Below are 25,384 nucleotides of genomic sequence, written 5' to 3'. Positions count from 1 at the left end.
GCCCTCGATTTCGTCCCGAGGACTTGCTTTTGCTCATCCTTGCGGATGACTTTTGTCTGGGCAGAAGCCCTGACCATCGCAAGAATGGAGGTAAATAGCGGCTCAGGTCAAGGCGCAGTGTGCCGCGTTCGGCACCAGTTGCACGGTCTTTTGGCCAAAAGAGAGGCTTGGTGACCTCGAAATCAGCGTTCGGCGAGTTGAAAGAACTCGGCGGCCCGCAGGAAGGCGGCGCGCTTGTTCTCAGCTGACTCGGCCGCTTCCTCATCCTCGCCCCATTGCTCGATCTGCCAGTCCTCGTCGATCCGGCTGATGGTCCAGACGTCGTCCGGGATGCGCACCCGTGCGGTCACGGCAAAGCCGAGGACCAGCGAGCCCGACAGGCCCACGAGGTCGGAAAAGGCCGTGAGGCGGAACGGATCGAAAGCGCGCACCTGGCCGTCCAGGCGCTGCAGCGCCGCCGCGTCCTGGGGGATATGCATGACGCCGGGAACCGCGACCAGCCGGGCCCCCAGCGCCTCGGCCGCCCAGTCGAGCAGCGGATCCCAGGCCTCGGCCTGACGGTCGGCCAGCCTTTGCGGCGCCGCCGCGCGATAGCACAGAAGGTCGGTGCCGCCGTAATCCGAGATCAGGCCCGCGACCTCGTCGAACTGCGGGATCACCTTGTCGATGGCCGCGTTGGCCGCGCGGGTCGCGGGCATGATGCGCGGGTCGATGACCTCGGGGGCGGCGTCCCACTCGGCGGCGACCGCGTCGGCCATGGCCCGCGTCGGCAGATGCAGCGGCGCCTTCGCCGGGGTCCGCACCGGGCGGCCGTCGAGCGTGATGGCGAAGGCGTCGCCCTCCTCGACCACCTGCGCGGATTTCCAGAAACGCTTGAAGGCCCACTCGGTCATTGCAGATCCTCGTCGAACGGGTCGAGGGGGGCCTCCTTCGGCGACCAGCCGACATAGTCCCAGGTCCGCGCCATGTGCTCGGGCAGCGGCGCGGTCAGCGTCAGCCGCCGGCCGGTCACAGGGTGGGTCAGCGTCAGCGAGCGGGCGTGCAGGTGCAGCTTGCGGCTGATCTCTCCGCCAAGGCCCGCGCCCCAGCCATCGCCCAGATTTTCCTGGCCAGAGCCGCCGTATTTGCCGTCGCCCGCGATCGGATGGCCAAGCTCTGCCATATGGGCGCGCAGCTGATGGGTGCGGCCGGTCAGGGGCACCAGCGCGACCCAGGCGGCACGGCGGGCAAGCGTCTCGATCACCGCGTAATCAGTCAGGGCCCCTTTCGCGTCGGGGGTCCTCGAGACCTCGTCGGGATGGATACAGCGCATCTTCTCGTTCTCTCCGCGGGCCCCATGACCGGGCATCTTGACGAGACCGTACTTGATCGTGCCCATGCGCGGATGGGGGACGCCCGCGACGGCCGCCCAGTAGATCTTGCGCGTCTCGCGAGAGCGGAACGCGTCGGTCAGGCTTTTCGCGACCATGCGTGTCCGCGCCATCAGCAGGACCCCCGACGTGTCCTTGTCGAGGCGATGCACCAGGCGCGGCTTGTCCTCCAGCCCGAATTTCAGCGCCTCGGCCAGCCCGTCCACATGCCGGGTCTGTTTGCTGCCGCCCTGGGTGGGCAAGCCCGGAGGCTTGTTCAGCGCGATGATGTGGTCGTCGCGATAGATGACGCAGTCGCGGATCATCTCGGCATCCTGCGCCGAGGGGCCGTCCTGCCCCGGCAGGGGCGCCGGGCGCGAGTCGGGTAGCGGCGGCAGGCGGATCTGTTGTCCCGCGGCGATCCGGGTGTTCGATTTCACCCGTCCGCCGTCGAGGCGCACCTCGCCCTTGCGGCACAGCTTTTCGATCGTCCCTTGGGTCAGTTGCGGGAAATGCCGCCGGATCCAGCGGTCGATGCGCTGGTCGCCGTCATCCGAGGCGACTGTCAGGGTCTGCACGCCGGTCATGCGAGGCTCCGTGCGATCCACATGCCGGCCAGAAGCGCGGCAAGGGAGAGGGTGACTGAGAGCACGACGTAAAGCGCCGCCTGCGCGGGCTGACCGCGATCCCAGAGGGTGATCGTCTCCAGCGAGAAGGCCGAGAACGTCGTGAAGCCGCCCAAGACGCCTGTCATCAGGAACGGGTTGAGATGGGTCAGCCCGCGCCGGGCGAGCAGCAGGAACAACGCACCCATCAGAAAGCTGCCGAGGATGTTGACGGTCAACACGCCCAACGGGAAGCCGCCAAAGCCGAAGGCCCGGGTCACGCCGACGCCGGTCAGATACCGCGCCGCCGCCCCCAGAGCGCCGCCCACGGCGACCTGAAGAGTGGTCAGAAACATGGATGCTCTGTCATGCGGGTGGCGTGGGATGTCAAGTTTGCCGCTTCGCGCGGAGTTTGCCGAAATACTCCAGCCGCTTCTTCAGTTCGCGTTCGAAGCCGCGGTCGACGGGGGTGTAATAGGCCCCCCGCGCCATGCCGTCGGGAAAGTAGTTCTGCCCGGAAAAGCCGTCCTCGGCATCGTGATCGTAGGCATAGCCCGCGCCATAGCCCTGCTCTTTCATGAGCTTGGTGGGCGCGTTGCGGATGATCTTGGGCGGCGGCTCCGATCCGGTCTGGCGGGCGGCGGCCATTGCCGACTTGAATGCCGCATAGCCCGCGTTGGATTTCGGCGCGAGCGCGAGGTAGGTGACCGCCTGCCCCAGGGCCAGCTCGCCCTCCGGCGAGCCAAGCCGCTCGTAGGTCTCCCAGGCGTGCAGGCAGATCGTCTGCGCCTGTGGATCGGCCAGGCCGATGTCCTCGACCGCCATCCGGGTGATGCGCCGGGCAAGATAGCGCGGGTCCTCGCCCCCCGTCAGCATCCGCGCGAACCAATAAAGCGCCGCATCCGGATCAGAGCCACGAACGGATTTGTGAAGCGCCGAGATGAGATTGTAGTGGGCCTCCCCGGATTTGTCGTATTGCGCCGCCCGCCGCGACAGGCGGGTGGTCAGGCGGGCTGTGTCCAACTCGCCCTCGACCTGCCATCCCATGACCTGTTCGGCGAGGTTCAGAAGGGCCCGGCCATCGCCATCCGCCATCTCCAGCATGGTCTCTCGCGCGGCCGGATCGAGCGGCAGGGGCCGGCCCATCTCGGCCTCCGCCCGCCGGGCGAGCAATTCGAGTGCCGCGTGGTCCAATCGTTCAAGCACCAGCACCTGGGCGCGGCTCAGCAATGCGGCGTTCAGCTCGAAGGAGGGATTCTCGGTCGTGGCCCCCACAAGAAGGATCGTGCCATCCTCCATATGCGGCAGGAAGCCGTCCTGCTGCGCCTTGTTGAAACGGTGGATCTCGTCGACGAACAGCAGGGTGCCCTGCCCGTTGCCCCGCCGGATCCGCGCCGCTTCGAAGACCTTCCGCAATTCCGGGACACCGGTGAAAATCGCACTGATCTGGACGAAATGCAGATCGGTCTCGTGAGCCAGAAGCCTTGCGATTGTGGTCTTCCCCACGCCCGGCGGGCCCCAGAAGACCAGCGACGAGAGCGCCCCCGACACCAGCATCGTTCCCAGCGGCGCCTCGGGGCCGAGGACATGATCCTGGCCGATCACCTCTGCCAGAGCCTGCGGTCGCAGGCGATCGGCCAGCGGGCGCGGGGCGGCGGCGCTGCGGTCGACAGTCGGGTTGTTGTCAAAGAGATCGGCCATGGAGGGGAGATAGGCCCGGTCTGGCCGAATGGGAAGCGGCGCCGTCAGATCAGACGGTAGGTCTGCGCCCGGCGAACCGCCTCCGCCGTGGTTCGCGCCATGAGGGCGACCCGCGCCGATTTCAGGCGGGCCTTGAGCGCACTTTCCGAGATTTGAAGCTTTGCCGCAGCCTCTGCATGGCGCTCACCCTCCGAGATCCGGCGCAGTGCGTTGGCTTGCGCCAGGGTCAGCGCCTCGGGCGGCGATGTGATGTCATGCAATTGGCGGACGATGGTCGCGAAACGTCCCATTTCGAGGTCCGAGAATTCGCGCCGGTCATGAGCGATGGAGACGAGGCTGCGACTGTTCATGCTGCCCAGCGCGGCGGAAGCACCGAACGCCAGCCCGTGGGCCCTCGCCTGGCCGAAGATGTCGAAAGGGTCGGGGATGTCGACCGCACTCCACCGCGTCAATCCGCTGTGGCTATAGCCCCAGGCGACGATTGGGTCGCGCAGGATATAGACCTCCCGCTCGTAGGTTCGGATCCAGGCGCCATGGAAGGTCTTTTCCTGCAACAGAGGCGACGCGTTCCTGATGTGCAGCGCGAAGAAATATCCCTTCGGCGCCAATGCCGTCAGATCACGTTTGCAAGCTTCGAGGATTTGCATGACCGACATATCCTCTTGGACATGTTGCCTCGACGTCGGTCAACCTTAAATTGCATTACGCCAACGGAAGGTACGATCATGACTCAAGCTCAATACGACCGTGACATTGTCCGAACGATGCGCGAGATGGACCCGAACGATCTGAAAACACTACTGGAATTCATTCTGCCCAGTCGGGGCGGACATGGCAGCTGGACGGGCGACTCACGCAGGCCCGTGCAATCCTGAGGACCGGTTCAGCCCCGTTTGCGGATTTCCCGGAACAACCGGAAGACATGTTCGAAACAAAAAAACCCCACCATGGGTGGGGTTTTTCCATTGCAGAGATAGGAAGGCGCCTACGCGTCTTCGTCCATGGCTTCAAGCCGCGCCCGATCGCCCGCACCCTTGGCGGCGGCGTCGCGATCTACTAGCTCGATGATCGCCATCGGAGCCATGTCGCCGTAGCGGAAGCCCGCTTTCAGCACCCGGACATAGCCGCCTTTGCGTTCTGCATACCGCGGGCCGAGAACCTCGAACAGCTTGACCACATAGGCGTCCTGCTTGAGCCTTGCACGGGCCTGGCGGCGCGCATGCAAATTTTCCGGGCCATGCTTGCCGAGCGTGATGAGTTTGTCGACGATACGCTTGAGCTCCTTGGCTTTCGGCAGGGTCGTCTTGATCTGCTCATGTTCGATGAGCGAGCCTGCCATGTTCGCCCAGAGCGCCTTGCGGTGCTCGTGCGTTCGGTTGAGGCGGCGGTATCCGCGAGCGTGACGCATTTTCTATCTCCTAAGCTTTTGCTTTGTCTGGCCGATGATGCGTGTCATCGGCTCTCCTTGGGGCGGGATTGCCCGGGGTGTTGGGTAGGATGGGTGATATCACCCATCCTACTTCTAGATCAGAACTGGTCCTCGAATTTCTTGGCCAGGTCTTCAATGTTTTCCGGCGGCCAGTCTTCGACATCCATTCCAAGGTGAAGTCCCATACCGGACAGGACTTCCTTGATCTCGTTCAGGGATTTCCGGCCGAAGTTCGGCGTGCGTAGCATCTCGGCTTCGGTTTTCTGGATGAGATCACCGATATAGACGATGTTGTCGTTCTTGAGACAATTCGCTGACCGCACGGACAGCTCCAACTCGTCCACTTTCTTCAGAAGCAGCGGGTTGAACTCCAGCCCGTCCTCGTCGGAAAGCGCCTGTGCACTTTCGGGCTCGTCGAAGTTGACGAAGATCGACAGCTGATCCTGGATGATGCGCGCGGCATAGGCGACCGCATCGTCCGGGGAAAGCGACCCGTCGGTCTCCACCTTCATGGTCAGCTTGTCATAATCCAGAACCTGGCCCTCACGGGTGGGTTGGACATCGTAGCTGACCTTCTTGACCGGCGAGTAGATCGCGTCGATCGCGATCATGCCGATGGGCGCGTCTTCCGGCTTGTTCTTCTCAGCCGCGACGTAGCCTTTGCCCTGATTGACCGTCAACTCCATGTAGAGGTCGGCGCCTTCATCGAGGTGACAGATCAGATGATCCTTGTTCAGGATCTCGATCCCGGCCGTTTCGGAAATATCACCCGCCGTGACCGCGCCAGGGCCCTTGGCCTGAACCGTCAGGCGCTTGGGCCCTTCGACGTCCATCCGGATCGACACGCCCTTGAGGTTGAGGACGATATCCGTCACGTCTTCCGCAACACCGGACACGGACGAGAACTCGTGCAGCACGTTGTCGATCTGCACAGCGGTGATCGCCGCGCCCTGAAGCGAGGAAAGCAGCACGCGCCGCAATGCATTGCCGAGGGTGAGGCCAAAGCCCCGCTCGAGCGGTTCCGCGACCACGGTCGCGACGCGCATGGGGTCGTTGCCGGGTTTCACCTCCAGCTGGCTGGGTTTGATCAGCTCGGCCCAATTCTTGTGGATCATGCGTCCCTCCATTCCTGTCCTGCTTCCATGACCAAGAAGCGAGACTCCCGAGGTTTCAAAATGACGTATTGGGGCCGTGCACAACCGCACGGCCCCAGTATGCAAAGTGTCGGATCAGACGCGCCGGCGCTTCGGCGGGCGGCAGCCATTGTGAGCGATCGGCGTCACGTCGCGGATCGACGTGATATTGAAGCCGGCAGCGGCGAGCGCACGCAGGGCACTCTCACGGCCCGACCCGGGGCCTTGCACTTCGACTTCGAGCGTCTTGACGCCATGTTCCTGCGCTTTCTTGCCCGCGTCTTCGGCGGCCATCTGGGCGGCATAGGGCGTCGATTTGCGCGAGCCCTTGAACCCCATGGTGCCGGCCGACGACCAGGCGATCGCATTGCCCTGCACGTCCGAAATCAGGATCTTGGTGTTGTTGAACGAAGAATTCACATGCGCCACACCGGCGGCGATGTTCTTGGAGACCTTCTTCTTGGTGCCTCCGCGACGGGTATCACGTGCCATGTTTGCGAGCCTCCCTTATTTCTTCTTGCCGGCAATGGCCTTTGCGGGGCCCTTGCGCGTGCGCGCGTTGGTGTGGGTCCGCTGACCGCGAACGGGGAGGTTGCGGCGATGACGCAGGCCGCGGTAGCAGCCGAGGTCCATCAGACGCTTGATGTTCATCTGCGTCTCACGGCGCAGATCGCCTTCGACGGTGAAGTTCGCGTCGATATGCTCGCGGATGGCCAGCACCTCGGAATCGGACAATTCGTTGACGCGGCGGGACAGGTCGATGTTGACGGCCTCGCAAATGGTCTTTGCGGAGGAGGGGCCAATACCGGTGATATAGGTGAGGGCGATCGGAACCCGCTTTGCAGTGGGGATGTTCACGCCGGCAATACGTGCCAAGGTCGTCATTCCTTTCGTTGCGGGCCCGTCGTTCCAGGCCCTTTTTTCACAACAGAGGCCCGCGTGAGCCGCGGGCCGATGTCATCTCGAGGTGATCGGTGAAGCGCCGGGTGCGACCCGGATTCCAGCCGTGATTCTCCCTGTGGGGATGGGGCTAATTATGGGTTGACGACCGGTGCGTCAACCCCCTGTCAAGAGGTTTGCAGCTCCCCCCCCCGGGGTGCCGTCGCAATCGCCCCCGCGCTCAGTCGCAGCGGTAGAAGACCGTCGCTTCGCCTGTGCCGCCCCCGCTCATGGACCACAGGTAGACGATGCCGTCCTCGCCCTGGAAATCCGCGATCACGAAGACGTCGGGAAAGACGCCCGGGCCCGGCTCCATGCAATAGCCGGGCCGGATCGCGAGAGCGTCGTCGGCCCAGTCGAGCTCAACCGGAGTCTCGAATTCGCAATACCACTCGATCGCCGACATGCCGTCGGGCGTCAGGACGGTCCGATCCTCGCCCTGAAGCGTCATCATCGCGCCCGGCGCATTGGCATCATACAAGGCGCAGGCCGCGGGATCATCGACAAGAACGGGCTCTGCATTCAGTGCAGCGGGCAGGATCAGGGCGGCAAGGGCGGCAAGTGATCGGACCATCAGTCTCTCCGTTTCGGTTCTTGGCGTCATCGGCCTGTTCACGGGTGCTGCCGAGGTCCGGCGGCGCCGCCGACCTGTCAGTTGTCGCAGGTGTAAAAGACCGTGGGCGCGTCGTCGCCCTGCTGCCAGACCCGGATTTCACCGGGCACTTCCGGATAGCTTTCGATCACGAACACCGTCGGAGAGATGTGTTCGCTGGACTCGCAATAGCCCGGGGTGATCTGCCGCCGCCAGTCGCTCCAGTCGAAATCCAGCTCGTCGGCAAAGACACAGTCGATCTCGTCGCCGGACATCGCGATCGAGGTCAGGGCCATCGCCTGCCCGTCGACGACAACGCGAATGATGTGCAGCTCGGGATCGACATCGACCATCCACTGGCAGGCCGCGGGATCGCTGACGAGGATGCCCTCGTTGGCCATCCCGGCCACGGGCGCAGCCGCGAGTGTCAGCGCGAGCGTCGGGCGCAGCAGCATTGATCGCATCGATGTCATGAGGGTCCTCGACGTGTTGTTTCGGCCAAGGTGCGGGGGGCCATGGCCAAAGTCAATCGCCAGTCACGACCCCCCTCGACCGGCGCAAGCCAGCGGCCCGGGCGTCACGCGTCGAGGGTCTCGGCGATCTCGCTGGCGACCTCGTCGATCTCGCCCATGCCGTCGACGCCGCGCAGCAGGCCCTTTACGTAGTAATAGCCCAGCAGCGGCGAGGTTTGCTTGTAATAGGCCATGAGCCGGGTCTTGAGGCTTTCGGCATTGTCGTCGGCCCGGCGCTTGAATTCCGTGCCGCCGCAGTTGGAGCATTTGCCATGGGCCGGGATCGGCTTCGTCTCGTCGTTGTAGACCTCGCCGCAGGTTGCGCAGGTAGACCGCGCCGAGATCCGGTTGACCAGCTCTTCGTCGCGGACGCGGATCTCGACCACGCAGTGCAGTGTCTGGCCAAGGTCGGCCAGCAGTGCACCCAGGGCATCGGCCTGCGCCAGCGTCCGGGGAAAGCCGTCGAAGATGAAGCCGCCGGGCGCGGTCACGGTCGTCAGCTGTTCGCGGATCAGGCCGATGACGATCTCGTCGGTGACAAGGTCGCCGCGGTCCATCACGTCGGCCACTACCTTGCCCATCTCGGTTCCCGAGGTCCGCGCCTCGCGCAGCATGTCCCCGGTGGACAGCTGAACCATCTTGCGGTGGTCGACCAGACGCCGTGCCTGGGTCCCCTTTCCTGCCCCCGGGGGGCCCAGCAGTATGATGTTCATTTGCGGGCCGGTCCTTTGCGTTTCTTGGTCCCCTGCCCGCTGCGACGGCCGCGCAGCTGGCTCTTTTCGATCAGGCCTTCGTACTGGTGGGCTAGCAGATGCGACTGCACCTGCTGGATCGTGTCCATGCCGACCGAGACGATGATCAGGATCGAGGTCCCGCCGAAGTAGAACGGAATCGCCAGTTGGGCGCGCAGGATCTCGGGCAGCAGCGCCACGAGGGCGAGATAGCCGGAGCCGAGCACCAGCAGTCGGGTGACGACATAGTCCAGATACTCGGCCGTCCGCTTGCCCGGACGGATGCCGGGAACAAAGCCGTTCTGGTTCTTGAGGTTGTCCGCCACGTCGTCTGTCTTGAACGCCACTTCCTTGGTGTAGAAGTAGGTGAAGAACACGATCATGGCGCCGAAGAACAGCAGGTAGAGCGGCTGGCCGGGGCCGAAATAGGCCAGGATCGTCGACATGACCGGACCGGCATCGCCGCCCGAGAAGGTCGACAGGGTCGTCGGCAGCAACAGCAGCGCCGAGGCGAAGATCGCGGGGATGACACCGGCCGGGTTGACCTTGATCGGAAGGTGGGATGAGCCGCCGTCATAGACCTTCATGCCGACCTGGCGGCGCGGATACTGGATGTGGATCTTTCGCAGCGCCCGCTCCATGAAGACCACGAAGGTCAGCACCGCGATGACCATCAGGATCACCCCGATGATGACCGCCGGCGAGATCGCGCCCGAGCGGCCCTGCGACAGGAATTGCGCCAGCGCGGCCGGCACCTCGGCGATGATGCCCACGAAGATGATGAGCGAAATGCCGTTGCCGATCCCGCGCGAGGTGATCTGCTCGCCCAGCCACATCAGGAACATCGTGCCGCCCACAAGCGTGATGACGGTCGAGGCCCGGAAGAACAGCCCCGGATCGGAGGCAAGGTCCCCCGCCTCCAGCGAAACGGCCAGCCCGTAGGCCTGGAAGGTCGCAAGCAGGACGGTGCCGTAGCGGGTATACTGGTTCAGCTTCTTGCGGCCGGCCTCACCCTCTTTCTTGAGATTCTTCCAGGGCTCGTACATCGAGCCCAGCAGCTGCACGATGATCGAGGCCGAAATGTATGGCATGATCCCGAGGGCAAAGATGCCCATGCGGGACAGCGCCCCTCCGGTGAACATCGACAGGATGCCGCCGATGCCGGCCGCCGCCTCGTCCATGAACTGCCGCAGGGCGGTGCCGTCGATCCCCGGAACGGGGATATAGGTGCCCAGGCGGTAGACCATGAGAAGGCCGATGGTGAATAGGATGCGCTGCCGAAGCTCGGTGGCCTTGCCGAAGGCCCCCCAGCTCATGTTCGACGCCATTTGCTCTGCTGCTGATGCCATGGGCGCTCTCTTGTCAGGGTCACACCGCCGGACCGGGGACCGGTCGGCGGTGCGAGATAGGTTCGGTCGAGATGTAAGGGGCTTTGACGCCCCTCACAACCGCTCAGGCTTCGGCAACTGCCGGAGCCGCGTCGACGGTGAGCGAACCACCGGCCTTTTCCACCGCGTCGATCGCACCCTGCGACGCGCCGGTGACGGAAATCGTGGCCTTTGCGGAGAAGTCGCCCTTAGCCAGGACGCGCACGCCGTCCTTCTTGCGACGCACGAGGCCGCTTTCCACAAGGCTGTCCTCGGTGATGTCGGTGCCGAGCTTGCCGGCGTCGATGAATTTCTGGATCAGACCCAGGTTCACCACGGCAAAACTCTTGCGGTTGCGGTTGTTGAAGCCGCGCTTGGGCAGACGCTGGTAAAGCGGCATCTGGCCGCCCTCGTAGCCCTTGATGGCCACGCCCGAGCGGGATTTCTGACCCTTGATACCACGGCCGCCCATCTTGCCCTTGCCGGAACCGGGGCCGCGCGCGACGCGCATACGTTTCTTGGAGGCACCGGGGTTGTCCCGGAGATCGTTCAGTTTCATGTCGCTTCCTTTCGAGCCGGAAACGCCCCCGAAGCGAGATGGGCGCACACGGCATACATGAGTTGAGTCGGGACCGCACAGGTCCACCGGGGGCCTATACGGCCTTGCGCGGGGGGGATCAAGCCTTGCGCCGCGTTGCCCGCCCGGGCGGGGCCGCAAACCGCCCGCGACGCACCGCCGCCGCCGTCCCGGGCGCACCCGTCAATGCGGGGCGCGAGCGTCTGTCGCCAGGGCTTCGATCTTGTCGACGGCCTCATCCATTGAGCGCATCCCGGCCATTTCCGCCGCGACCCTCGCGGCGGCGGCGCGGATCTTTTCGTCGACGAGGACACGCTCCATCGCGGCTCGCAACGTCTCCACCTCGCTGTCATAGACAGAGATCCCCGCCCCCGACGCCTCCAACGCACGGGCGTTGGCCGGCTGGTCGGCGAAGAGCGGCACGACCACTTGTGGCAAACCGGCCGCAAGGGCGCCGATGAAGGTGCCCGACCCTCCATGATTGACCACGGCGCTGGCATGCTCGAAGACCTCGGCCTGGGGGATGAACGTCTCGACGAAGACGTTGTCGGGAATGGTCCCCAGCATCTCGTGTTGCATGATCGGCCCGGTGGTGAGCAAAGCCTGGACCGGCAGTGTGGACACGGCCTCGAGGGCTCGGAGATAGGTCTTCCGAACCCGCTCGGAACGGCCCGAGACCGTGCCCAGGGTGATATAGAGCAGGGGCCGGCCGTCCGTCGGCTTCCAGGCGGGCATCTCGGCCGACGCCTTGGTGGCGGAGCCGAGGGGGCGCACGCGCAACGGTTCATGCTGCCCGTCGTCCAGCGCGAACCGGTCGACCGCCTCGGGAAAGGAGGTGAACGCCTGTTCCGCCGCCCATCCCGCCCCCGCGTCCGGCGAGAGGCCGGCCTCGACCCGCAGGCGGTCGATGGCGGAGAAATAGACGTCCCGGTGAGTATCGTAGAACTGGTCGGACATGATGCCGATCCGCGCGGATTTCAGCCCCGCCTTCTGCGCGGCGACGAGGCCCACGGGTGCGGCGCATTCGCGCAGGATCAGGTCCGGCTGCCATTCCTCGATCAGGGTCATGACGCGGGGCATGGCCGCTTTCGGAGTGATCCCGCCGAACAATTCCCCGAACGCCACCAGAAGGGCGCCGTGGGCGTCGGCCGCGTCGAGCCTTTCCCAGACCGCCTTGGTGTCTTCCTCGGGCGGCTCGTCGACCACGAAAAGCTCCAGCCCAGCCTTCTCCAAGGCCGGCCGCGCCGCTTCGGTGCTGGCAAAGCGCACCTCTTGGCCCCGGTCCCGGAGCGCCTGACCGTAGCGCAGCAGCGGCAACAGATGGCCGGACAGATGTGTCGACGTGAAGACAAAGCGCATCATGACCCCTTTCGGCCCGGGACCCAGACGCATCCCGTAGCTCATTTCCCATGGGTCAAATCTCCCGGACGTTTCCGCGACTTTGGCCCCTCTCAAGAGCCCCGTAAAGGTAGTCCGGGAGCGGCACACAAAACGCCCCGGCCTTACGACCGGGGCGTTCGATGCCGAAAGCGACGAGCGGAGACGTCAGCCCAGCTCGCCCGGTGCGTACCAGCCGCCCATCTTGACCGTCGTGGCATCGCCCGCGAGGGTCGCGAATTCTTCGGGATCCTGCGTCCCGCCGTCCCGACCACGGTAATGATAGGGATAGACATAGGTCGGCCGGAAGTCCTGCACGGCGCTGGCCGCGGCCTCGGCGTCGATGGTGAACGGCAGGTTCATGCACAGGAAGCAAAGGTCGATGTCGGTCAACGCCCGCATCTCGGGGATGTCCTCGGTGTCGCCGGAGATGTAGACCCGGAACCCGTCGATGGTCATGACATAGCCGTTGTCACGCCCCTCGGGGTGAAAATTCTCGCGCCCCTCGGTGATGTTGTAGGCCGGGATCGCGTCGATGGTGACGCCGTTCCAGGTGGTGCTCTCGCCGTTGGCGATCGCGGTCGCCATCATGTCCTCGGGCAGCATCCCGGCGACGGCGGGGTTCACCACCAGGGTCGTGCCTTCGCCCATCAGCGCGGCCAGCGTGTCGGCGTTGTAGTGGTCGCCATGCTCGTGGGTGACGACGATCAGGTCCGGCGCCGGAAAGTCGGCATAGGCAGAGGCGTCGCCGACCGGGTCGGAATAGATCACACCGGCGGGCGTCTCCATGACAAAGGAAGCGTGGGCGACGGGATGCACTGTTATCGCGCCGTTGGCAGTCTCGAACATGTCGGACGCGTGGGCTGCGGCACGGGCCGCGAAGGGCAGCACGGTGATCACGCCGGCGCCTGCGGCGGCTGTCGCGAGAAAGGTGCGTCTGGTCTGGGTCATGTCACATCCTGTAGTTTCGATCTCTCCTACGGGAGGTAACGCGTTCGTGGGCCGCTTCAATCACATCTCCGTCATGCCAATGCGGCGGGGGGCAGGCCCGGCGCTTCGACCGGCCCGCGCTCCCTGCCGCTGAAACCCCTGCCGCTGAAACGCGAAGCGCCCCGGCACGGCGGCCGGGGCGCTTTGCTTGTCCTTGTCCCTGTCGGGCCGTGTACCTCGGGTGCGGTCAGCCGCGCTCTTCGATGATCTCGACCAGATGCGGGATCTTGGCGACCATGCCGCGCACGGAAGGGGTATCCTCCAGCTCGCGGGTCTTGTGCATCTTGTTCAGGCCCAGACCGATGAGGGTCTTGCGCTGGATCTCGGGACGGCGGATCGGAGAGCCGATCTGCTTGACGACGATGGTCTTAGCCATGGATCAGGCCTCCTCGGCGACTTGGGTGGACTCGGCCGGGGCCTCGTCACGCTTGGGCAGGATGTCCGACACCTTCTTGCCGCGACGCTGGGCAACCGCGCGGGGCGATTGCTCTTTGGTCAGGCCGTCGAGGGTGGCGCGGATCATGTTGTAGGGGTTCGAAGAGCCGACCGACTTGGCGACCACGTCCTGGATGCCCAGCATCTCGAACACGGCGCGCATCGGACCACCGGCGATGATGCCGGTACCCTGGGGGGCGGTCCGCATCACGACGCGGCCCGCGCCATGGCGACCTTCCATGTCGTGGTGCAGGGTGCGGCCCTCACGCAGGGCGACGCGGATCATCTGGCGCTTGGCCTGCTCGGTGGCCTTGCGGATGGCCTCGGGGACCTCCTTGGCCTTGCCCTTGCCAAAGCCGACGCGGCCCTTCTGGTCGCCGACGACGACGAGCGCGGCGAAGCCGAAGCGCTTGCCGCCCTTGACGGTCTTGGAAACCCGGTTGATCGCGACAAGGCGATCGGAGAATTCGGGGGACTCGTCGCGATCGCGCCGGCCTCGGTTGTTCGGTTCTCTTGCCATTTGGCGTCCTTTCGTCAGCGCGTCCGCGCCACTTGTTGGTCAATCGAAGTGAGCCCGAAAGCTCCCCGATCATCGAGGCGGGGCGACCCGCCTGCCATCTGCAGTTGCCGAGGTGCGCATCAGCTGCGCACCCCGGTTCGTTTTCGGGCGCAGGGTGCGCAGATGATGCGCACCTTGCCGCCGGCGATCAGACCTTCAGGCCGCCTTCGCGGGCAGCCTCGGCCAGGGCCTTGATCTTGCCGTGGTAGAGGAACCCGCCACGGTCGAACTGCGCCTCGCTCACACCGGCGGCCTTGGCGCGCTCGGCGATCGCAGCGCCGACCTTCGCGGCTGCTTCGAGGTTGTTCTTGCCGATGATGCCCAGGTCCTTCTCGAGCGAGGAGGCCGAGGCCAGGGTCACGCCCTGCACATCGTCGATCAGCTGAACGCTGATGTTCTTGTTCGAGCGGTGCACGGACAGGCGGGGACGCCCGACCGAGACCTTGCGAAGTTTGTTCCGGACGCGCAGGCGGCGCTTCAGGAACAAGGTGCGCTTGTTGTTTGCCATCTCTGCGGTCCTTACTTCTTCTTGCCTTCCTTGCGGAAGATATACTCGCCCGCGTACTTGATCCCCTTGCCCTTGTAGGGCTCGGGCGCACGCCATTCGCGAATGTTGGCTGCAACCTGGCCGACAAGCTGCTGATCGATGCCTTCGACAACGATCTGCGTCTGCTTCGGCGCGGTCACGGTCACCCCTTCGGGCACTTCGAAATTCACGTCATGCGAATAGCCCAGGTTCAGCTTCAGGACATTGCCCTGCATCTGCGCCCGGTAGCCCACGCCGTTGATCTCGAGCTCTTTCTTGAAGCCGTCCGACACGCCGGTGACGAGGTTCGCCACCATGGTGCGGGACATGCCCCATTGCTGACGGGCGCGCTTGGACTTGCCGCGCGGCGTCACCAGCACCCCGTCGTCGCCCACCGTGAGCGTCACGTCGTCGGTCGCGGTGAACGTGCGGGTGCCCTTGGGGCCCTTCACTTCGACGGTCTGGCCGGAGACGGAAGCCGAAACCCCCGACGGCAGCTCGACCGCTTTCTTGCCAATACGAGACATCGCCTTCTCCTCAGAATACGGTGCAGAGCACTTCGCCGCCGACATTGGCGGTTCGTGCGTTTGCGTCCGACATCACACCCTTCGGGGTGGAGACAATCGACACGCCGAGGCCCTGACGGACCGTCGGAATGTCCTTCACGCTCATGTAGACGCGACGGCCGGGCTTGGAGACCCGCTTCACTTCGCGAATGACGGGCGTACCCTCGTAGTACTTCAGGCTGATCTCGTAGGCCGGGTGACCTGACTTGTCGGTCGCGGACTCGTAGCCACGGATGTAGCCCTCGTCAGCCAGCACATCGAGCACCCAGCCGCGCAGCTTGGAGGCGGGCGTCATCACGGTGGACTTGCCGCGCATCTGGCCGTTGCGGATACGGGTCAGCATATCGCCGATAGGATCGTTCATATCTCTGCCCTCCTTACCAGCTGGACTTCACGAGGCCGGGGGCCTGACCGTTCGAGCCAAGCTCGCGCAGGGCGATCCGGCTGACCTTGAGCTTGCGATAATAGGCGTGCGGACGCCCCGTAAGCTGGCAACGGTTGTGAAGACGGGTGGGCGAGGAGTTGCGGGGTAGCTTGGCAAGCTTGAGCCGAGCCTTGAACCGCTCTTCCATCGGTTTGCTTTCGTCGTTCGCGATCTCTTTCAGAGCAGCGCGCTGAGCGGCGTATTGTGCAACCAGCCGCTGACGCTTCTTCTCGCGTTCGATCATGGATTTCTTGGCCATGTCTTGTGTCCCCTCAGCTGTTGAACGGCATGTTGAAATGCTTCAACAGCGCTTTGGCTTCCGCGTCGGTCGCGGCGGTGGTGCAGATGACGACGTCGATACCCCAGACTTCATCGACCTTGTCGAAGTTGATCTCGGGGAAGACGATGTGGTCCTTGATGCCCATGGCGTAGTTGCCGTGGCCATCGAACGACTTGCCGGGGACGCCGCGGAAGTCGCGGACGCGCGGCAGAGCCACTGTGATCAGGCGGTCGAGGAATTCGTACATCCGGTCACCGCGCAGGGTCACCTTGGCGCCCAGCGGCATGTCTTCACGGACCCGGAAGCCGGCGATCGACTTTCTTGCCTTGGTGACGACGGCCTGCTGGCCCGAGATCGTGGTCAGGTCGTCGGCCGCTGTCTTGGCCTTCTTGCTGTCCCGAACGGATTCGGCGCCGGCGCCGATGTTCAGGACGATCTTGTCCAGACGCGGCGTCTGCATGGCGTTCTTGTAGCCGAACTCTTCGATCATCGCGGGCTTGATGGTGTCCCGGTAGACCGTCTTGAGACGGGGGGTGTAGGTGCCTGTATCAAGCATCAGATCGCGTCTCCCGTGGTCTTGGCAAAGCGGACCTTCTTGCCGTCCTCGATGCGGAAGCCGACGCGGGTCGCCTTGCCATTGCCGTCGACCAGCGCGAGGTTGGAAAGGTCCAGCGGCATCGCCTTGGGCTGACGTCCGCCCTGGTCGGATTGCGATTGCTTGGTGTGGCGGATGGCGATGTTCACGCCGTCGACAACGGCCTTGCCGGCCTTGGGGCTCACGCTGGAGACCTCGCCGGTCTTGCCCTTGTCCTTGCCCGCGAGGACAACGACCTTGTCGCCTTTACGGATTTTCGCGGCCATTTACAGCACCTCCGGAGCGAGCGAGATGATCTTCATGAAGTTCTTCGCGCGCAGCTCACGAACCACGGGCCCGAAGATCCGGGTGCCGATCGGCTCGTTGTTGTTGTTGAGGATGACGGCGGCATTGCGGTCGAAGCGGATCGCTGTCCCGTCCTCGCGGCGCACTTCCTTGGCGGTGCGAACGACGACGGCCTTGCGGACATCGCCCTTCTTCACACGGCCACGCGGAATGGCTTCCTTGACGGAGACGACGATGATGTCGCCGACCGATGCGTAACGGCGGTGCGAGCCGCCGAGGACCTTGATGCACTGAACTCTCCGAGCACCGGAGTTGTCAGCCACATCCAGATTGGTCTGCATCTGGATCATTTGGTTTCTCCCGACCTGTGGGGCCGCCTTTGGCGGACATGGACCCCAGGGTTTCGCTCAAACCGGGTGTGAAAGCCTCAGGAGGCGATCACCTCCCAGCGTTTCGTTTTCGATTTCGGCGCACATTCCTGGATGCGGACCATGTCGCCGACGTTGAAAGTGTTGTTCTCGTCGTGGGCCCGGTACTTCTTGGACTTGCGGACGGTCTTTTGCAGCAGAGGGTGCTTGAAGCGACGCTCGACCGACACGGTGACGGTCTGGGCGTTCTGGTTGCTGGTCACGGTGCCTTGCAGGATACGTTTGGGCATCTATCAGGCCTCCGCAGCGGCCGAGACGGCCTTTTCGTTCAGGATGGTGCGCACGCGGGCGACGTCCCGGCGGACGGCACGCATACGGGCAGTATTGGTCAGCGAACCGGTGGCCTGCTGAAAGCGCAGGTTGAACGATTCTTTCTTGAGGGCGAGCAGCTGGTCACGCAGCTCCTCCGCGCTTTTTTCGCGCAGGTCAGTGGCGGTCATGCGCCTGTTCCTTCTGTCAACATCACCGGAGGGCCCCGCGATGGCGGGTCACCCTGATTCCCGATGGAGTGTGGATGCGCCATTCATATAGAGCGAAGGCGACTAGGGAGCAAGGAGTAAGTGCGAGGTCCGCCTCGTTCATTCTGAGTACGGCAAGAGATCAATGTCGAGCCTTTCACTCATAGCGTTTAGCAAGATCTTGACACCGACAAGGATGATGTAGGGCTCTGGCAAGACAACAGGACCAGCCTGGAAGTACCGACTACGATATGGCTTGTCGTAGACCTCATCAAGAATATGGAGTTGCCCCTCAAAGAACCGCCAAGACAAATGGGGACTTGGACTGCCCGGTTCCACGTATCTCTCCACAACTTCAGTTGGGGTCGTGAGGTGTTTGGTATTGGCCCAAACCAACCTTTGAAAAGCACTTTTGTCGATCAGCTGCGAGACTTGTTCAAATGCACCGACGATGTTGTGACTATACTTCCTCAAGGTCTTTTCAGAAGAGCCCGCGCCTCGCAGCATCGACTTGAAAGTTAGTTCGGTTGCCAAGCCCGTCATCTGCATGACGGGCCCTGCAAAAATGAGCGTTGGGTATGTACATCCATCAAGGGAATAGATTGCGGTGGCAGCCTTCATATAGGACGCCGCAAAACGCGCGTATCCCGACATTGCTTCTACAGTCTCGACAGATTTTGATGTCGGCCATGCTTTGCGCAACCCGATTTCACTTTCATAGCTCATCGGTCGGCCCGGTCTAGAGCACCTATCTGCCAACCCGCGACCATCCCATCATCCCCACCGGTAGTTGAAACTGACCGAGATCCGTTCGTCCTCGGCCATGTTCATCGGGACCTCGTGGCGCAACCAGCTTTCCCACATCAGCACGTCGCCGACCTCGGGCGCGACATAGACGAAGGGACGCAGCTTGCGACGGGCGTCCTTCTTGCGGGTGGGTGCGGCCATCATCATCGGCAGGCGCGGGTCCTCGAGCTTCAATGCGCTGGTGCCCGTCGGCATCGCTACGTAGGTGGTGCCGCTGATCACCGAATGCGGGTGGATATGCGAGGAATGGGTGCCGCCCTCGGGCAGGATGTTGATCCAGATGTCCTCGAGCTTGAGTTTCTTTCCATCGAGGTCGAACTCCAGATCCTTCGCGAAGGCCGCCACATGCTTGTCGAGCACCTTGATCAGGTCCGCGAATATGGGCGAGCGCCAGCCCAGGTCGGTCAGCGAAGCATAGCTGGTATAGCCGGGATAGCCGTTCTTTTCGCACCAGTCCTGCCCCGCCTCGTCATCCTCGGCGATCGAGAGGCACGACGCCTCGAGCTCGGCCGCATCGACGGGTTTGCCCAGCTCGGACAATTGCGCTCGGTAGAGGCGGGTGACGAACAGCGATGTGATCTCGGCCATGTGGTCCTCCGGTCTGCGGCGCCGGTGTCGCATTGCGGGGGACGGGCGGCAAGGGAATCTCAACCCCGATCGGTCATGCTGTGCGCACAACAGGCTTCAGAACGAGGTGCGAATGGGGTGTCTGCGATGGTGCATGACGTGGTTGATGCTGTCGGCGGGTCCAGGGGCGGCGCAGGTCGGGTCGCTGTTCGATCCGGTGGCGGCGCAGGCCCCGGTGATCGCGATGATCGCCCCCGACGGCGCGGCCCGGGGCAGTGCCAGCCTGTTCGCCGACAGTGACCGGGCGGCGAGCTATTTCGCACCCTGGCCGGAGCGGGAACGTGCCGCGCACCGCAGCGCCCCCGCTCCGATCCTCCAGGGGCCGGCGTCGGGCACGCCGGTGGCGCGGCTGCGCGATCTGATCGCCTCGGCCGAGGCCGGGCCGGCGGGCTACGACGCGGTGCAGTACGGTGCCCGGATACGCCCGCCCAAGCCGCCAACGCAGATGCGGCTGAGCGAGATCTATGCCTGGATCGCCGCCACGCCCGGCCAACCTCACGCCATCGGCCGCTACCAGTTCATCCCGGCCACGCTGAAGCGCCTGGTGCGACATCAGGGGATCGGCACGGACCAGCTGTTCAGCCCCGCCATGCAGGACAGGCTCGCCGATCAATTGCTGCGCGAAGCGGGTATCGAGGATTTTCTGGCCAGCCGCATCGGTCGGGTCGCCTTCATGAACAAACTCGCGCGGATCTGGGCCGGCCTGCCCAACTCTACGGGGCGGTCGCACTACCACGGGCATGCCGGCAATGCGGCGACAATGACCTGGGCGCGGTTTGAGCAACAGATGACGCAGATCTTCCCCGCTAGCGGCGCCTGACCCCGGGCCCCGCCGTTTGGAAAGCCCCCCCCGAGACGTCAAAAGGCCCCCGGCATGTGGATGCCGGGGGCCTTCTTGATGATCTCGTGATCCGCCGGACAAAGAAGGTCCGGCCGGGGCTTACCAGTCTTCGCGGACCACGGTGCGGGTCTTGATCGGCAGCTTCATCGCGGCAAGGCGCAGGGCCTCGCGGGCGATGTCGTCGTTCACGCCGTCAATCTCGAACATGATCCGGCCGGGCTTGACCTTGGCGGCCCAGAAATCGACCGAGCCCTTGCCCTTGCCCATACGAACTTCGACGGGCTTGGAGGTCACCGAGGTATCCGGGAAGATCCGGATCCAGACGCGGCCCTGACGCTTCATGTGACGCGTCATGGCACGACGGGCAGCCTCGATCTGGCGGGCTGTGATCCGCTCGGGCTCCATGGCCTTCAGGCCGTAGGTGCCGAAGTTCAGGTCGGAGCCGCCTTTGGCTTCGCCCTTGATCCGGCCCTTGTGGAGCTTGCGGAACTTGGTGCGCTTCGGTTGCAGCATCTTGTTCTCTCCTTAGCGGTCGCGGCGCGGGCCACCGGCGCCGCGCGGGGACGGACCGTCCTGCAGCTCCTGGGCCTTGCGGTCGCGGGCTTGGGGATCGTGCTCCATGATCTCGCCTTTGAAGATCCAGACCTTGATCCCGATGATGCCGTAGGGCGTCACGGCCTCGGTGGGCGCATAGTCGATGTCGGCCCGAAGGGTGTGCAGGGGCACGCGGCCCTCGCGGTACCATTCGGTCCGGGCGATCTCGGCGCCGCCGAGGCGGCCCGCGACATTGACCCGGATGCCAAGCGCACCCATCCGCATCGCATTCTGCACCGCGCGCTTCATTGCACGGCGGAAGGACACACGACGCTCAAGCTGCTGGGCAATGCTTTCACCAACCAGGGCGGCGTCCAGTTCGGGCTTGCGCACTTCGACGATGTTGAGGTGCAGCTCGCTTTTCGTCAGGTTGGCAAGCTTCTTTCGGAGCACTTCGATGTCCGCGCCCTTCTTGCCGATGATGACGCCGGGCCGCGCGGTGTGGATCGCCACGCGGCACTTGCGGTGCGGACGTTCGATGATCACGCGGGAAATCCCGGCCTGCTTGCACTCTTTCTTGATGAACTCGCGCATCTTGAGATCTTCGAGCAGCAGATCACCGTAATCCTTGGTGTCGGCGTACCAGCGGCTGTCCCAGGTGCGGTTGACCTGAAGGCGCATGCCAATCGGATTGACCTTGTTACCCATTAGGCTTGCTCCTCGACTTGACGCACCGTGATGGTGATTTCGGCGAACGGCTTCACGATCTTGCCGAACCGGCCACGGCCACGGGGACGGCCCCGCTTGAGCGTCAGGTTCTTGCCCACATAGGCCTCGGCGACGATCAGTTCATCGACGTCCAGGTTGTGGTTGTTCTCGGCGTTGGCGATCGCGGACTGCAGGCACTTCTTGACGTCCTGCGCGATGCGCTTCTTCGAGAAGGTCAGGTCCGTGAGGGCCTTTTCAACCTTCTTGCCGCGGATCATGCCGGCCACCAGGTTAAGTTTCTGCGGCGACGTCTTCAGCATCCGGGTCTTGGCCCGGGCTTCGTTGTCGGCCACGCGGCGGGGGTTTTTATCCTTGCCCATGACTTACTTCCGCTTCGCTTTCTTGTCGGCCGCGTGACCGTAGTAGGTCCGCGTCGGTGCATATTCACCGAACTTCTGGCCGATCATGTCCTCGGACACGTTGACGGGGATGTGCTTGTGGCCGTTGTAGACGCCAAACGTCAGACCCACGAACTGGGGCAGGATCGTCGAGCGGCGCGACCAGATCTTGATGACGTCTTTTCTTTCGGACTCACGGGCCTTCTCGGCTTTCTTGAGAACGTAGGAATCGACGAACGGGCCTTTCCAAACAGAGCGAGACATATCTTAGCGCCCTTTCTTCTTGGCGTGACGCGAGCGGATGATCAGCTTTTGCGACGCTTTGTTCTTGTTCCGGGTTCGGGCGCCTTTGGTCGGCTTGCCCCATGGCGTCACCGGGTGACGGCCGCCCGAGGTCCGACCCTCACCACCACCATGCGGGTGATCGACCGGGTTCATCACGACACCGCGGACAGACGGCCGCTTGCCATAGTGACGGTTCCGACCGGCCTTGCCGAGGTTCTGGTTCGAATTGTCGGGGTTCGACACGGCACCGACGGTGGCCATGCATTCCTGGCGCACCATCCGCAGCTCGCCCGAGCTCAGCCGGATCTGGGCGTAGCCCCCGTCGCGGCCGACGAACTGGGCATAGGTGCCCGCGGCGCGCGCGATCTGGCCGCCCTTGCCGGGCTTCAGCTCGATGTTGTGGACGATCGTGCCGATCGGCATGCCCGAGAACGGCATCGCGTTGCCCGGCTTGATGTCGACCTTTTCGCCCGCGACGATCTTGTCACCGACAGCAAGCCGCTGCGGCGCCAGGATGTAGGCCTGTTCGCCGTCCATGTACTGGACCAGGGCGATGAAGGCCGTGCGGTTGGGGTCGTATTCGATGCGGACGATAACCGCCTCGACGTCGCGCTTGGTGCGCTTGAAATCCACGATACGGTAGAGGCGCTTTGCCCCACCGCCGCGGCGACGCATGGTGATCCGTCCGGTATTGTTCCGGCCGCCGTTCTTCGTCAGACCCTCGGTGAGGGCCTTGACCGGGCGACCTTTCCAAAGCTCCGAACGGTCGATCAGAACCAGCCCTCGCTGGCCAGGCGTCGTCGGTTTGTACGACTTGAGTGCCATGTTTACTGTCTTTCCGTTGCTTTGCGGACGGGCCATCGTGGCCAGACCGGCAGTTCCAAGGGCCCCGAAGGTCCCCTATCTGGCGGGCGGGCGCGGGACGCTCCCCCGAAATACACGCAGCCCCGGAGATCACCGGGGCCGCGCGGATGGCGCTCTCTATTAGAGGCCGGTGGTCACGTCAATGGTGTTGCCCTCTTCGAGGGTGACGTAGGCTTTCTTGACGTCTTTCCGACGGCCGGGCTGGCCGCGGAATCGCTTCACCTTGCCTTTGGTGATGGTCGTGTTGACGGCCTTCACCTTCACACCAAAGAGCTCCTCGACGGCCTCCTTGATCTGCGGCTTGTTGGCGGCGATCGCCACTTCGAACACCACCGCGTTGGCCTCGGATGCCATCGTGGTCTTTTCGGTGATCAGCGGCTTGACGATGACGTCGTAATGCTCTGGCTTCGCGGTCATTTCAGTCGAGCCTCCAGGGCCTCGACGCCCGCCTTGGTGAGCACGAGCGTGTCACTGCGGAGGATGTCGTAGACGTTGGCGCCCATCGAGGGCAGCACGTTGATGGTTTCCAGGTTCTGGGCGGCGCGGGCAAAGCCCTCGTTCACCTCGGCCCCGTCGATCACAAGCGCCCGCTTCCAGCCGAGGTTCTTCAGCTGCTTGGCCAGCGCCGAGGTCTTGCCGTCGGCCTCGGCCGATTCGAGCACGACCAGCTCGCCCGCCTTCATCTTGGCCGACAGCGCATGGCGCAGGCCCAGCTTGCGGAACTTCTTGGTCAGCTCGTGGCCGTGGCTGCGCGGGGTCGGGCCCTTGTAGACACCACCCGAGCGGAAGATCGGCGCGTTCCGGTCACCGTGGCGTGCGCCGCCGGTGCCCTTCTGGCGATAGATCTTCTTGGTCGAGTAGGACGTCTCGCGCCGGGTCTTGACCTTGTGGGTGCCGGCCATGGCGTTGTTACGCTGCCAGCGGACGACACGGTGCAGGATGTCGGTGCGGGGCTCGAGACCGAAAAGCGCCTCGTCCAGATCCACCGATCCGGCCGATCCGCCGTCCAGATTGATCACGTCGAGTTTCATTCGTCGCCTTCCTTCTTCTCGGGCTCAGCAGAGTCTTCGGCTGCAATCTCGGATTCAGCGGCCTTGAGCGCCTCTTCCTGAGCGGCGGCTTCCTCGGCCAGACGCGCCTCTTCGGCGGCCTTGGCTTCGGCTTCGGCCTGGGCCGCGGATTCTTCGGCCAAACGCTTGGCTTCTTCACCGGCGGACCGAAGCGCGGCGGGGTAGATCACGTTCTCGGGGATCGGCTTCTTCACCGCATCCTTGATCGTGACCCAGCCACCCTTGGAGCCGGGGACCGCGCCCTTGACCATGATCAGGCCACGGTCGGCGTCGGTCTTGACCACTTGAAGGTTCTGCGTGGTGACCTTGGCGGCGCCCATGTGGCCGGCCATCTTCTTGCCTTTGAAGACCTTGCCGGGGTCCTGACACTGGCCGGTGGAGCCGTGCGACCGGTGGCTGATCGACACGCCGTGCGTGGCGCGCAGGCCGCCGAAATTGTGCCGCTTCATGGCACCGGCAAAGCCCTTGCCGATCGAAGTGCCCGAGACGTCGACGAACTGACCCTCGAAGTAATGGTCGGCGGTGATCTCCTCACCCACGTCGATCATGTTCTCGGGGGCCACGCGGAACTCGGCGATCTTGCGCTTGGGTTCCACATTCGCCTTGGCGAAGTGGCCACGCATGGGGGCCGAAGTCCGCTTGGCCTTGGCTCTTCCGGCGCCGAGCTGAACGGCGGAATAGCCATCCTTATCGGCGGTCCGCTGGGCCACGACCTGCAACTTGTCGAGTTGGAGAACGGTCACGGGAATCTGCTTCCCGTCTTCCTGGAAGATACGGGTCATCCCGACCTTCTTGGCGATGATTCCAGAGCGCAACATGTCTCTCGTGCTCCCCTTAAACCTTGATCTCGACGTCGACACCGGCAGCCAGGTCGAGCTTCATCAGCGCGTCCACGGTCTGCGGGGTCGGGTCGACAATGTCGAGCAACCGCTTGTGCGTACGGATTTCCCACTGGTCACGGGATTTCTTGTCGATGTGCGGGCCACGGAGAACCGTGAACTTCTCGATCTTGTTGGGCAGCGGAATCGGGCCCCTCACGCTCGCGCCGGTGCGCTTCGCGGTCTGGACGATTTCCTGCGTGCTGGCATCCAGCACCCGGTAATCGAAGGCCTTCAGCCGGATCCGGATGTTTTGGCTCTGTGCCATATCTCATCAGCCTTTCGCGGCAGTCTTCCCAAAGAGGTGGACCAGCCCAATTGCCGGCCCACGTAAGGGGGTCTTGTTATTGGCTGGGCGCCCCGCAGGGGGCGCCCGGAACGTCGGGACCGGGCGCGATTGTCCGCGCCCGGTGTCTGGGGGTCAGACGAGGATCTTGGAGACCACGCCGGCGCCGACGGTGCGGCCGCCTTCGCGGATCGCGAAGCGCAGGCCGTCTTCCATCGCGATCGGGGC

The 25,384-nt window shown here is 64.1% G+C and carries 40 protein-coding genes; 1 reads left to right on the top strand and 39 read right to left on the bottom strand.

The window, feature by feature from the left end:
• Positions 1-182: 182 nt before the first annotated feature.
• The 29 genes from ROA7023_RS16095 to ROA7023_RS15955 form a co-directional block, all read right to left on the bottom strand.
• Complete coding sequence (locus ROA7023_RS16095) at positions 183-893, bottom strand: ATP12 family chaperone protein (RefSeq protein WP_085880065.1); 711 nt, start codon at positions 891-893, stop codon at positions 183-185.
• Entirely contained in the window at positions 890-1,936 is a 1,047-nt protein-coding gene (locus ROA7023_RS16090) for an RluA family pseudouridine synthase (protein WP_085880064.1), read from the bottom strand. The genes ROA7023_RS16095 and ROA7023_RS16090 overlap by 4 nt, the downstream gene beginning before the upstream one ends.
• Positions 1,933-2,310 (bottom strand): fluoride efflux transporter CrcB, encoded by a 378-nt coding sequence (gene crcB / locus ROA7023_RS16085; RefSeq protein ID WP_085880063.1) that lies wholly within the window; start codon positions 2,308-2,310, stop codon positions 1,933-1,935. Before crcB ends, ROA7023_RS16090 begins: the two co-directional genes overlap by 4 nt.
• 31 nt (positions 2,311-2,341) lie before the next feature.
• The gene (locus ROA7023_RS16080; protein ID WP_085880062.1) at positions 2,342-3,655 is read right to left on the bottom strand and encodes a replication-associated recombination protein A; all 1,314 of its coding nucleotides are present in this window, start codon (positions 3,653-3,655) and stop codon (positions 2,342-2,344) included.
• A gap of 44 nt (positions 3,656-3,699) precedes the next feature.
• The gene (locus tag ROA7023_RS16075) at positions 3,700-4,302 is read right to left on the bottom strand and encodes an autoinducer binding domain-containing protein (RefSeq protein ID WP_234992268.1); all 603 of its coding nucleotides are present in this window, start codon (positions 4,300-4,302) and stop codon (positions 3,700-3,702) included.
• Between the two features lie 338 nt (positions 4,303-4,640).
• Complete coding sequence (gene rplQ, locus ROA7023_RS16070; protein ID WP_085880060.1) at positions 4,641-5,063, bottom strand: 50S ribosomal protein L17; 423 nt, start codon at positions 5,061-5,063, stop codon at positions 4,641-4,643.
• Between the two features lie 119 nt (positions 5,064-5,182).
• Positions 5,183-6,199 carry a DNA-directed RNA polymerase subunit alpha gene (locus ROA7023_RS16065; RefSeq protein WP_085880114.1) on the bottom strand — a complete coding sequence of 339 codons (1,017 nt, stop codon included), beginning with the start codon at positions 6,197-6,199 and terminating at the stop codon, positions 5,183-5,185.
• 114 nt (positions 6,200-6,313) lie between these two features.
• A complete protein-coding gene (gene rpsK, locus ROA7023_RS16060) occupies positions 6,314-6,709 on the bottom strand; it encodes a 30S ribosomal protein S11 (RefSeq protein ID WP_085880059.1) in 396 nt (131 codons plus the stop codon).
• Between the two features lie 15 nt (positions 6,710-6,724).
• Positions 6,725-7,093: a 30S ribosomal protein S13 gene (rpsM, locus tag ROA7023_RS16055; protein ID WP_085880113.1), complete on the bottom strand. Its 369-nt coding sequence runs from the start codon at positions 7,091-7,093 to the stop codon at positions 6,725-6,727.
• Between the two features lie 244 nt (positions 7,094-7,337).
• On the bottom strand, positions 7,338-7,730 hold the full coding sequence (locus tag ROA7023_RS16050; protein WP_085880058.1) for a hypothetical protein: 393 nt from the start codon (positions 7,728-7,730) through the stop codon (positions 7,338-7,340).
• A 77-nt stretch (positions 7,731-7,807) separates the two neighbouring features.
• Positions 7,808-8,221, bottom strand: a complete 414-nt coding sequence (locus ROA7023_RS16045; RefSeq protein ID WP_159458547.1) for a hypothetical protein — start codon at positions 8,219-8,221, stop codon at positions 7,808-7,810.
• Positions 8,222-8,325: 104 nt separating this feature from the next.
• Entirely contained in the window at positions 8,326-8,973 is a 648-nt protein-coding gene (locus ROA7023_RS16040) for an adenylate kinase (RefSeq protein ID WP_085880056.1), read from the bottom strand.
• A complete protein-coding gene (secY, locus tag ROA7023_RS16035) occupies positions 8,970-10,340 on the bottom strand; it encodes a preprotein translocase subunit SecY (protein ID WP_085880055.1) in 1,371 nt (456 codons plus the stop codon). Before secY ends, ROA7023_RS16040 begins: the two co-directional genes overlap by 4 nt.
• Before the next feature lie 103 nt (positions 10,341-10,443).
• Positions 10,444-10,917, bottom strand: coding sequence for a 50S ribosomal protein L15 (rplO, locus tag ROA7023_RS16030; protein ID WP_085880054.1), 474 nt, complete (start codon positions 10,915-10,917; stop codon positions 10,444-10,446).
• A gap of 201 nt (positions 10,918-11,118) precedes the next feature.
• The gene (locus ROA7023_RS16025; protein ID WP_159458546.1) at positions 11,119-12,294 is read right to left on the bottom strand and encodes a glycosyltransferase; all 1,176 of its coding nucleotides are present in this window, start codon (positions 12,292-12,294) and stop codon (positions 11,119-11,121) included.
• A gap of 186 nt (positions 12,295-12,480) precedes the next feature.
• The gene (locus ROA7023_RS16020) at positions 12,481-13,263 is read right to left on the bottom strand and encodes an MBL fold metallo-hydrolase (RefSeq protein WP_085880052.1); all 783 of its coding nucleotides are present in this window, start codon (positions 13,261-13,263) and stop codon (positions 12,481-12,483) included.
• A 226-nt stretch (positions 13,264-13,489) separates the two neighbouring features.
• Positions 13,490-13,678, bottom strand: a complete 189-nt coding sequence (rpmD, locus tag ROA7023_RS16015; RefSeq protein WP_085880051.1) for a 50S ribosomal protein L30 — start codon at positions 13,676-13,678, stop codon at positions 13,490-13,492.
• Between the two features lie 3 nt (positions 13,679-13,681).
• Positions 13,682-14,257: a 30S ribosomal protein S5 gene (gene rpsE / locus ROA7023_RS16010; protein WP_085880050.1), complete on the bottom strand. Its 576-nt coding sequence runs from the start codon at positions 14,255-14,257 to the stop codon at positions 13,682-13,684.
• A gap of 187 nt (positions 14,258-14,444) precedes the next feature.
• Positions 14,445-14,804: a 50S ribosomal protein L18 gene (rplR, locus tag ROA7023_RS16005; protein ID WP_085880049.1), complete on the bottom strand. Its 360-nt coding sequence runs from the start codon at positions 14,802-14,804 to the stop codon at positions 14,445-14,447.
• 11 nt (positions 14,805-14,815) lie between these two features.
• Positions 14,816-15,349 (bottom strand): 50S ribosomal protein L6, encoded by a 534-nt coding sequence (gene rplF / locus ROA7023_RS16000; protein WP_085880048.1) that lies wholly within the window; start codon positions 15,347-15,349, stop codon positions 14,816-14,818.
• A gap of 10 nt (positions 15,350-15,359) precedes the next feature.
• Positions 15,360-15,752 carry a 30S ribosomal protein S8 gene (gene rpsH, locus ROA7023_RS15995; RefSeq protein WP_085880047.1) on the bottom strand — a complete coding sequence of 131 codons (393 nt, stop codon included), beginning with the start codon at positions 15,750-15,752 and terminating at the stop codon, positions 15,360-15,362.
• Between the two features lie 13 nt (positions 15,753-15,765).
• A complete protein-coding gene (rpsN, locus tag ROA7023_RS15990) occupies positions 15,766-16,071 on the bottom strand; it encodes a 30S ribosomal protein S14 (RefSeq protein ID WP_085880046.1) in 306 nt (101 codons plus the stop codon).
• Positions 16,072-16,084: 13 nt separating this feature from the next.
• Positions 16,085-16,648 (bottom strand): 50S ribosomal protein L5, encoded by a 564-nt coding sequence (gene rplE / locus ROA7023_RS15985; protein ID WP_085880045.1) that lies wholly within the window; start codon positions 16,646-16,648, stop codon positions 16,085-16,087.
• Positions 16,648-16,953 (bottom strand): 50S ribosomal protein L24, encoded by a 306-nt coding sequence (gene rplX / locus ROA7023_RS15980; protein ID WP_085880044.1) that lies wholly within the window; start codon positions 16,951-16,953, stop codon positions 16,648-16,650. The genes rplE and rplX overlap by 1 nt, the downstream gene beginning before the upstream one ends.
• Positions 16,954-17,322: a 50S ribosomal protein L14 gene (rplN, locus tag ROA7023_RS15975; protein ID WP_085880043.1), complete on the bottom strand. Its 369-nt coding sequence runs from the start codon at positions 17,320-17,322 to the stop codon at positions 16,954-16,956.
• A gap of 77 nt (positions 17,323-17,399) precedes the next feature.
• Positions 17,400-17,630 (bottom strand): 30S ribosomal protein S17, encoded by a 231-nt coding sequence (gene rpsQ, locus ROA7023_RS15970; RefSeq protein WP_085880042.1) that lies wholly within the window; start codon positions 17,628-17,630, stop codon positions 17,400-17,402.
• 3 nt (positions 17,631-17,633) lie between these two features.
• A complete protein-coding gene (gene rpmC / locus ROA7023_RS15965) occupies positions 17,634-17,840 on the bottom strand; it encodes a 50S ribosomal protein L29 (protein WP_085880041.1) in 207 nt (68 codons plus the stop codon).
• Positions 17,841-17,978: 138 nt separating this feature from the next.
• The gene (locus tag ROA7023_RS15960) at positions 17,979-18,584 is read right to left on the bottom strand and encodes a hypothetical protein (RefSeq protein WP_143535596.1); all 606 of its coding nucleotides are present in this window, start codon (positions 18,582-18,584) and stop codon (positions 17,979-17,981) included.
• Positions 18,585-18,632: 48 nt separating this feature from the next.
• Positions 18,633-19,253 (bottom strand): 2OG-Fe(II) oxygenase family protein, encoded by a 621-nt coding sequence (locus ROA7023_RS15955; protein WP_085880039.1) that lies wholly within the window; start codon positions 19,251-19,253, stop codon positions 18,633-18,635.
• 133 nt (positions 19,254-19,386) lie between these two features.
• On the opposite strand from ROA7023_RS15955, the gene ROA7023_RS15950 reads away from it, so the two are divergent.
• Positions 19,387-20,112, top strand: coding sequence for a lysozyme family protein (locus tag ROA7023_RS15950; protein WP_234992267.1), 726 nt, complete (start codon positions 19,387-19,389; stop codon positions 20,110-20,112).
• A 120-nt stretch (positions 20,113-20,232) separates the two neighbouring features.
• Here ROA7023_RS15950 and rplP read toward each other — a convergent pair whose 3' ends face one another.
• From rplP to ROA7023_RS15900, 10 genes are all read right to left on the bottom strand, one after another.
• On the bottom strand, positions 20,233-20,646 hold the full coding sequence (rplP, locus tag ROA7023_RS15945) for a 50S ribosomal protein L16 (protein ID WP_085880037.1): 414 nt from the start codon (positions 20,644-20,646) through the stop codon (positions 20,233-20,235).
• A gap of 12 nt (positions 20,647-20,658) precedes the next feature.
• Positions 20,659-21,375 carry a 30S ribosomal protein S3 gene (rpsC, locus tag ROA7023_RS15940; protein WP_085880036.1) on the bottom strand — a complete coding sequence of 239 codons (717 nt, stop codon included), beginning with the start codon at positions 21,373-21,375 and terminating at the stop codon, positions 20,659-20,661.
• The gene (gene rplV / locus ROA7023_RS15935; RefSeq protein WP_085880035.1) at positions 21,375-21,755 is read right to left on the bottom strand and encodes a 50S ribosomal protein L22; all 381 of its coding nucleotides are present in this window, start codon (positions 21,753-21,755) and stop codon (positions 21,375-21,377) included. Before rplV ends, rpsC begins: the two co-directional genes overlap by 1 nt.
• Positions 21,756-21,758: 3 nt before the next feature.
• Positions 21,759-22,037 (bottom strand): 30S ribosomal protein S19, encoded by a 279-nt coding sequence (gene rpsS / locus ROA7023_RS15930; protein ID WP_085880034.1) that lies wholly within the window; start codon positions 22,035-22,037, stop codon positions 21,759-21,761.
• Between the two features lie 3 nt (positions 22,038-22,040).
• Positions 22,041-22,883, bottom strand: coding sequence for a 50S ribosomal protein L2 (rplB, locus tag ROA7023_RS15925; protein WP_085880033.1), 843 nt, complete (start codon positions 22,881-22,883; stop codon positions 22,041-22,043).
• A gap of 159 nt (positions 22,884-23,042) precedes the next feature.
• Positions 23,043-23,339 carry a 50S ribosomal protein L23 gene (locus ROA7023_RS15920; RefSeq protein WP_085880032.1) on the bottom strand — a complete coding sequence of 99 codons (297 nt, stop codon included), beginning with the start codon at positions 23,337-23,339 and terminating at the stop codon, positions 23,043-23,045.
• The gene (gene rplD / locus ROA7023_RS15915; RefSeq protein WP_085880031.1) at positions 23,336-23,953 is read right to left on the bottom strand and encodes a 50S ribosomal protein L4; all 618 of its coding nucleotides are present in this window, start codon (positions 23,951-23,953) and stop codon (positions 23,336-23,338) included. Before rplD ends, ROA7023_RS15920 begins: the two co-directional genes overlap by 4 nt.
• Entirely contained in the window at positions 23,950-24,810 is an 861-nt protein-coding gene (gene rplC, locus ROA7023_RS15910; protein ID WP_085880030.1) for a 50S ribosomal protein L3, read from the bottom strand. Before rplC ends, rplD begins: the two co-directional genes overlap by 4 nt.
• Before the next feature lie 16 nt (positions 24,811-24,826).
• Positions 24,827-25,138, bottom strand: coding sequence for a 30S ribosomal protein S10 (rpsJ, locus tag ROA7023_RS15905; RefSeq protein ID WP_085880029.1), 312 nt, complete (start codon positions 25,136-25,138; stop codon positions 24,827-24,829).
• Positions 25,139-25,291: 153 nt separating this feature from the next.
• Positions 25,292-25,384, bottom strand: a 93-nt coding sequence (locus tag ROA7023_RS15900; RefSeq protein ID WP_143535595.1) for an EF-Tu C-terminal domain-related protein, incomplete at its 5' end; no start/stop codon positions are given.

This window comes from Roseisalinus antarcticus, assembly GCF_900172355.1.
Classification (GTDB): Bacteria; Pseudomonadota; Alphaproteobacteria; order Rhodobacterales; family Rhodobacteraceae; genus Oceanicola; species Oceanicola antarcticus_A.
The sequence above is the reverse complement of the archived record's forward strand: the minus strand, read 5'-3'. Positions and strand labels throughout refer to the sequence as shown.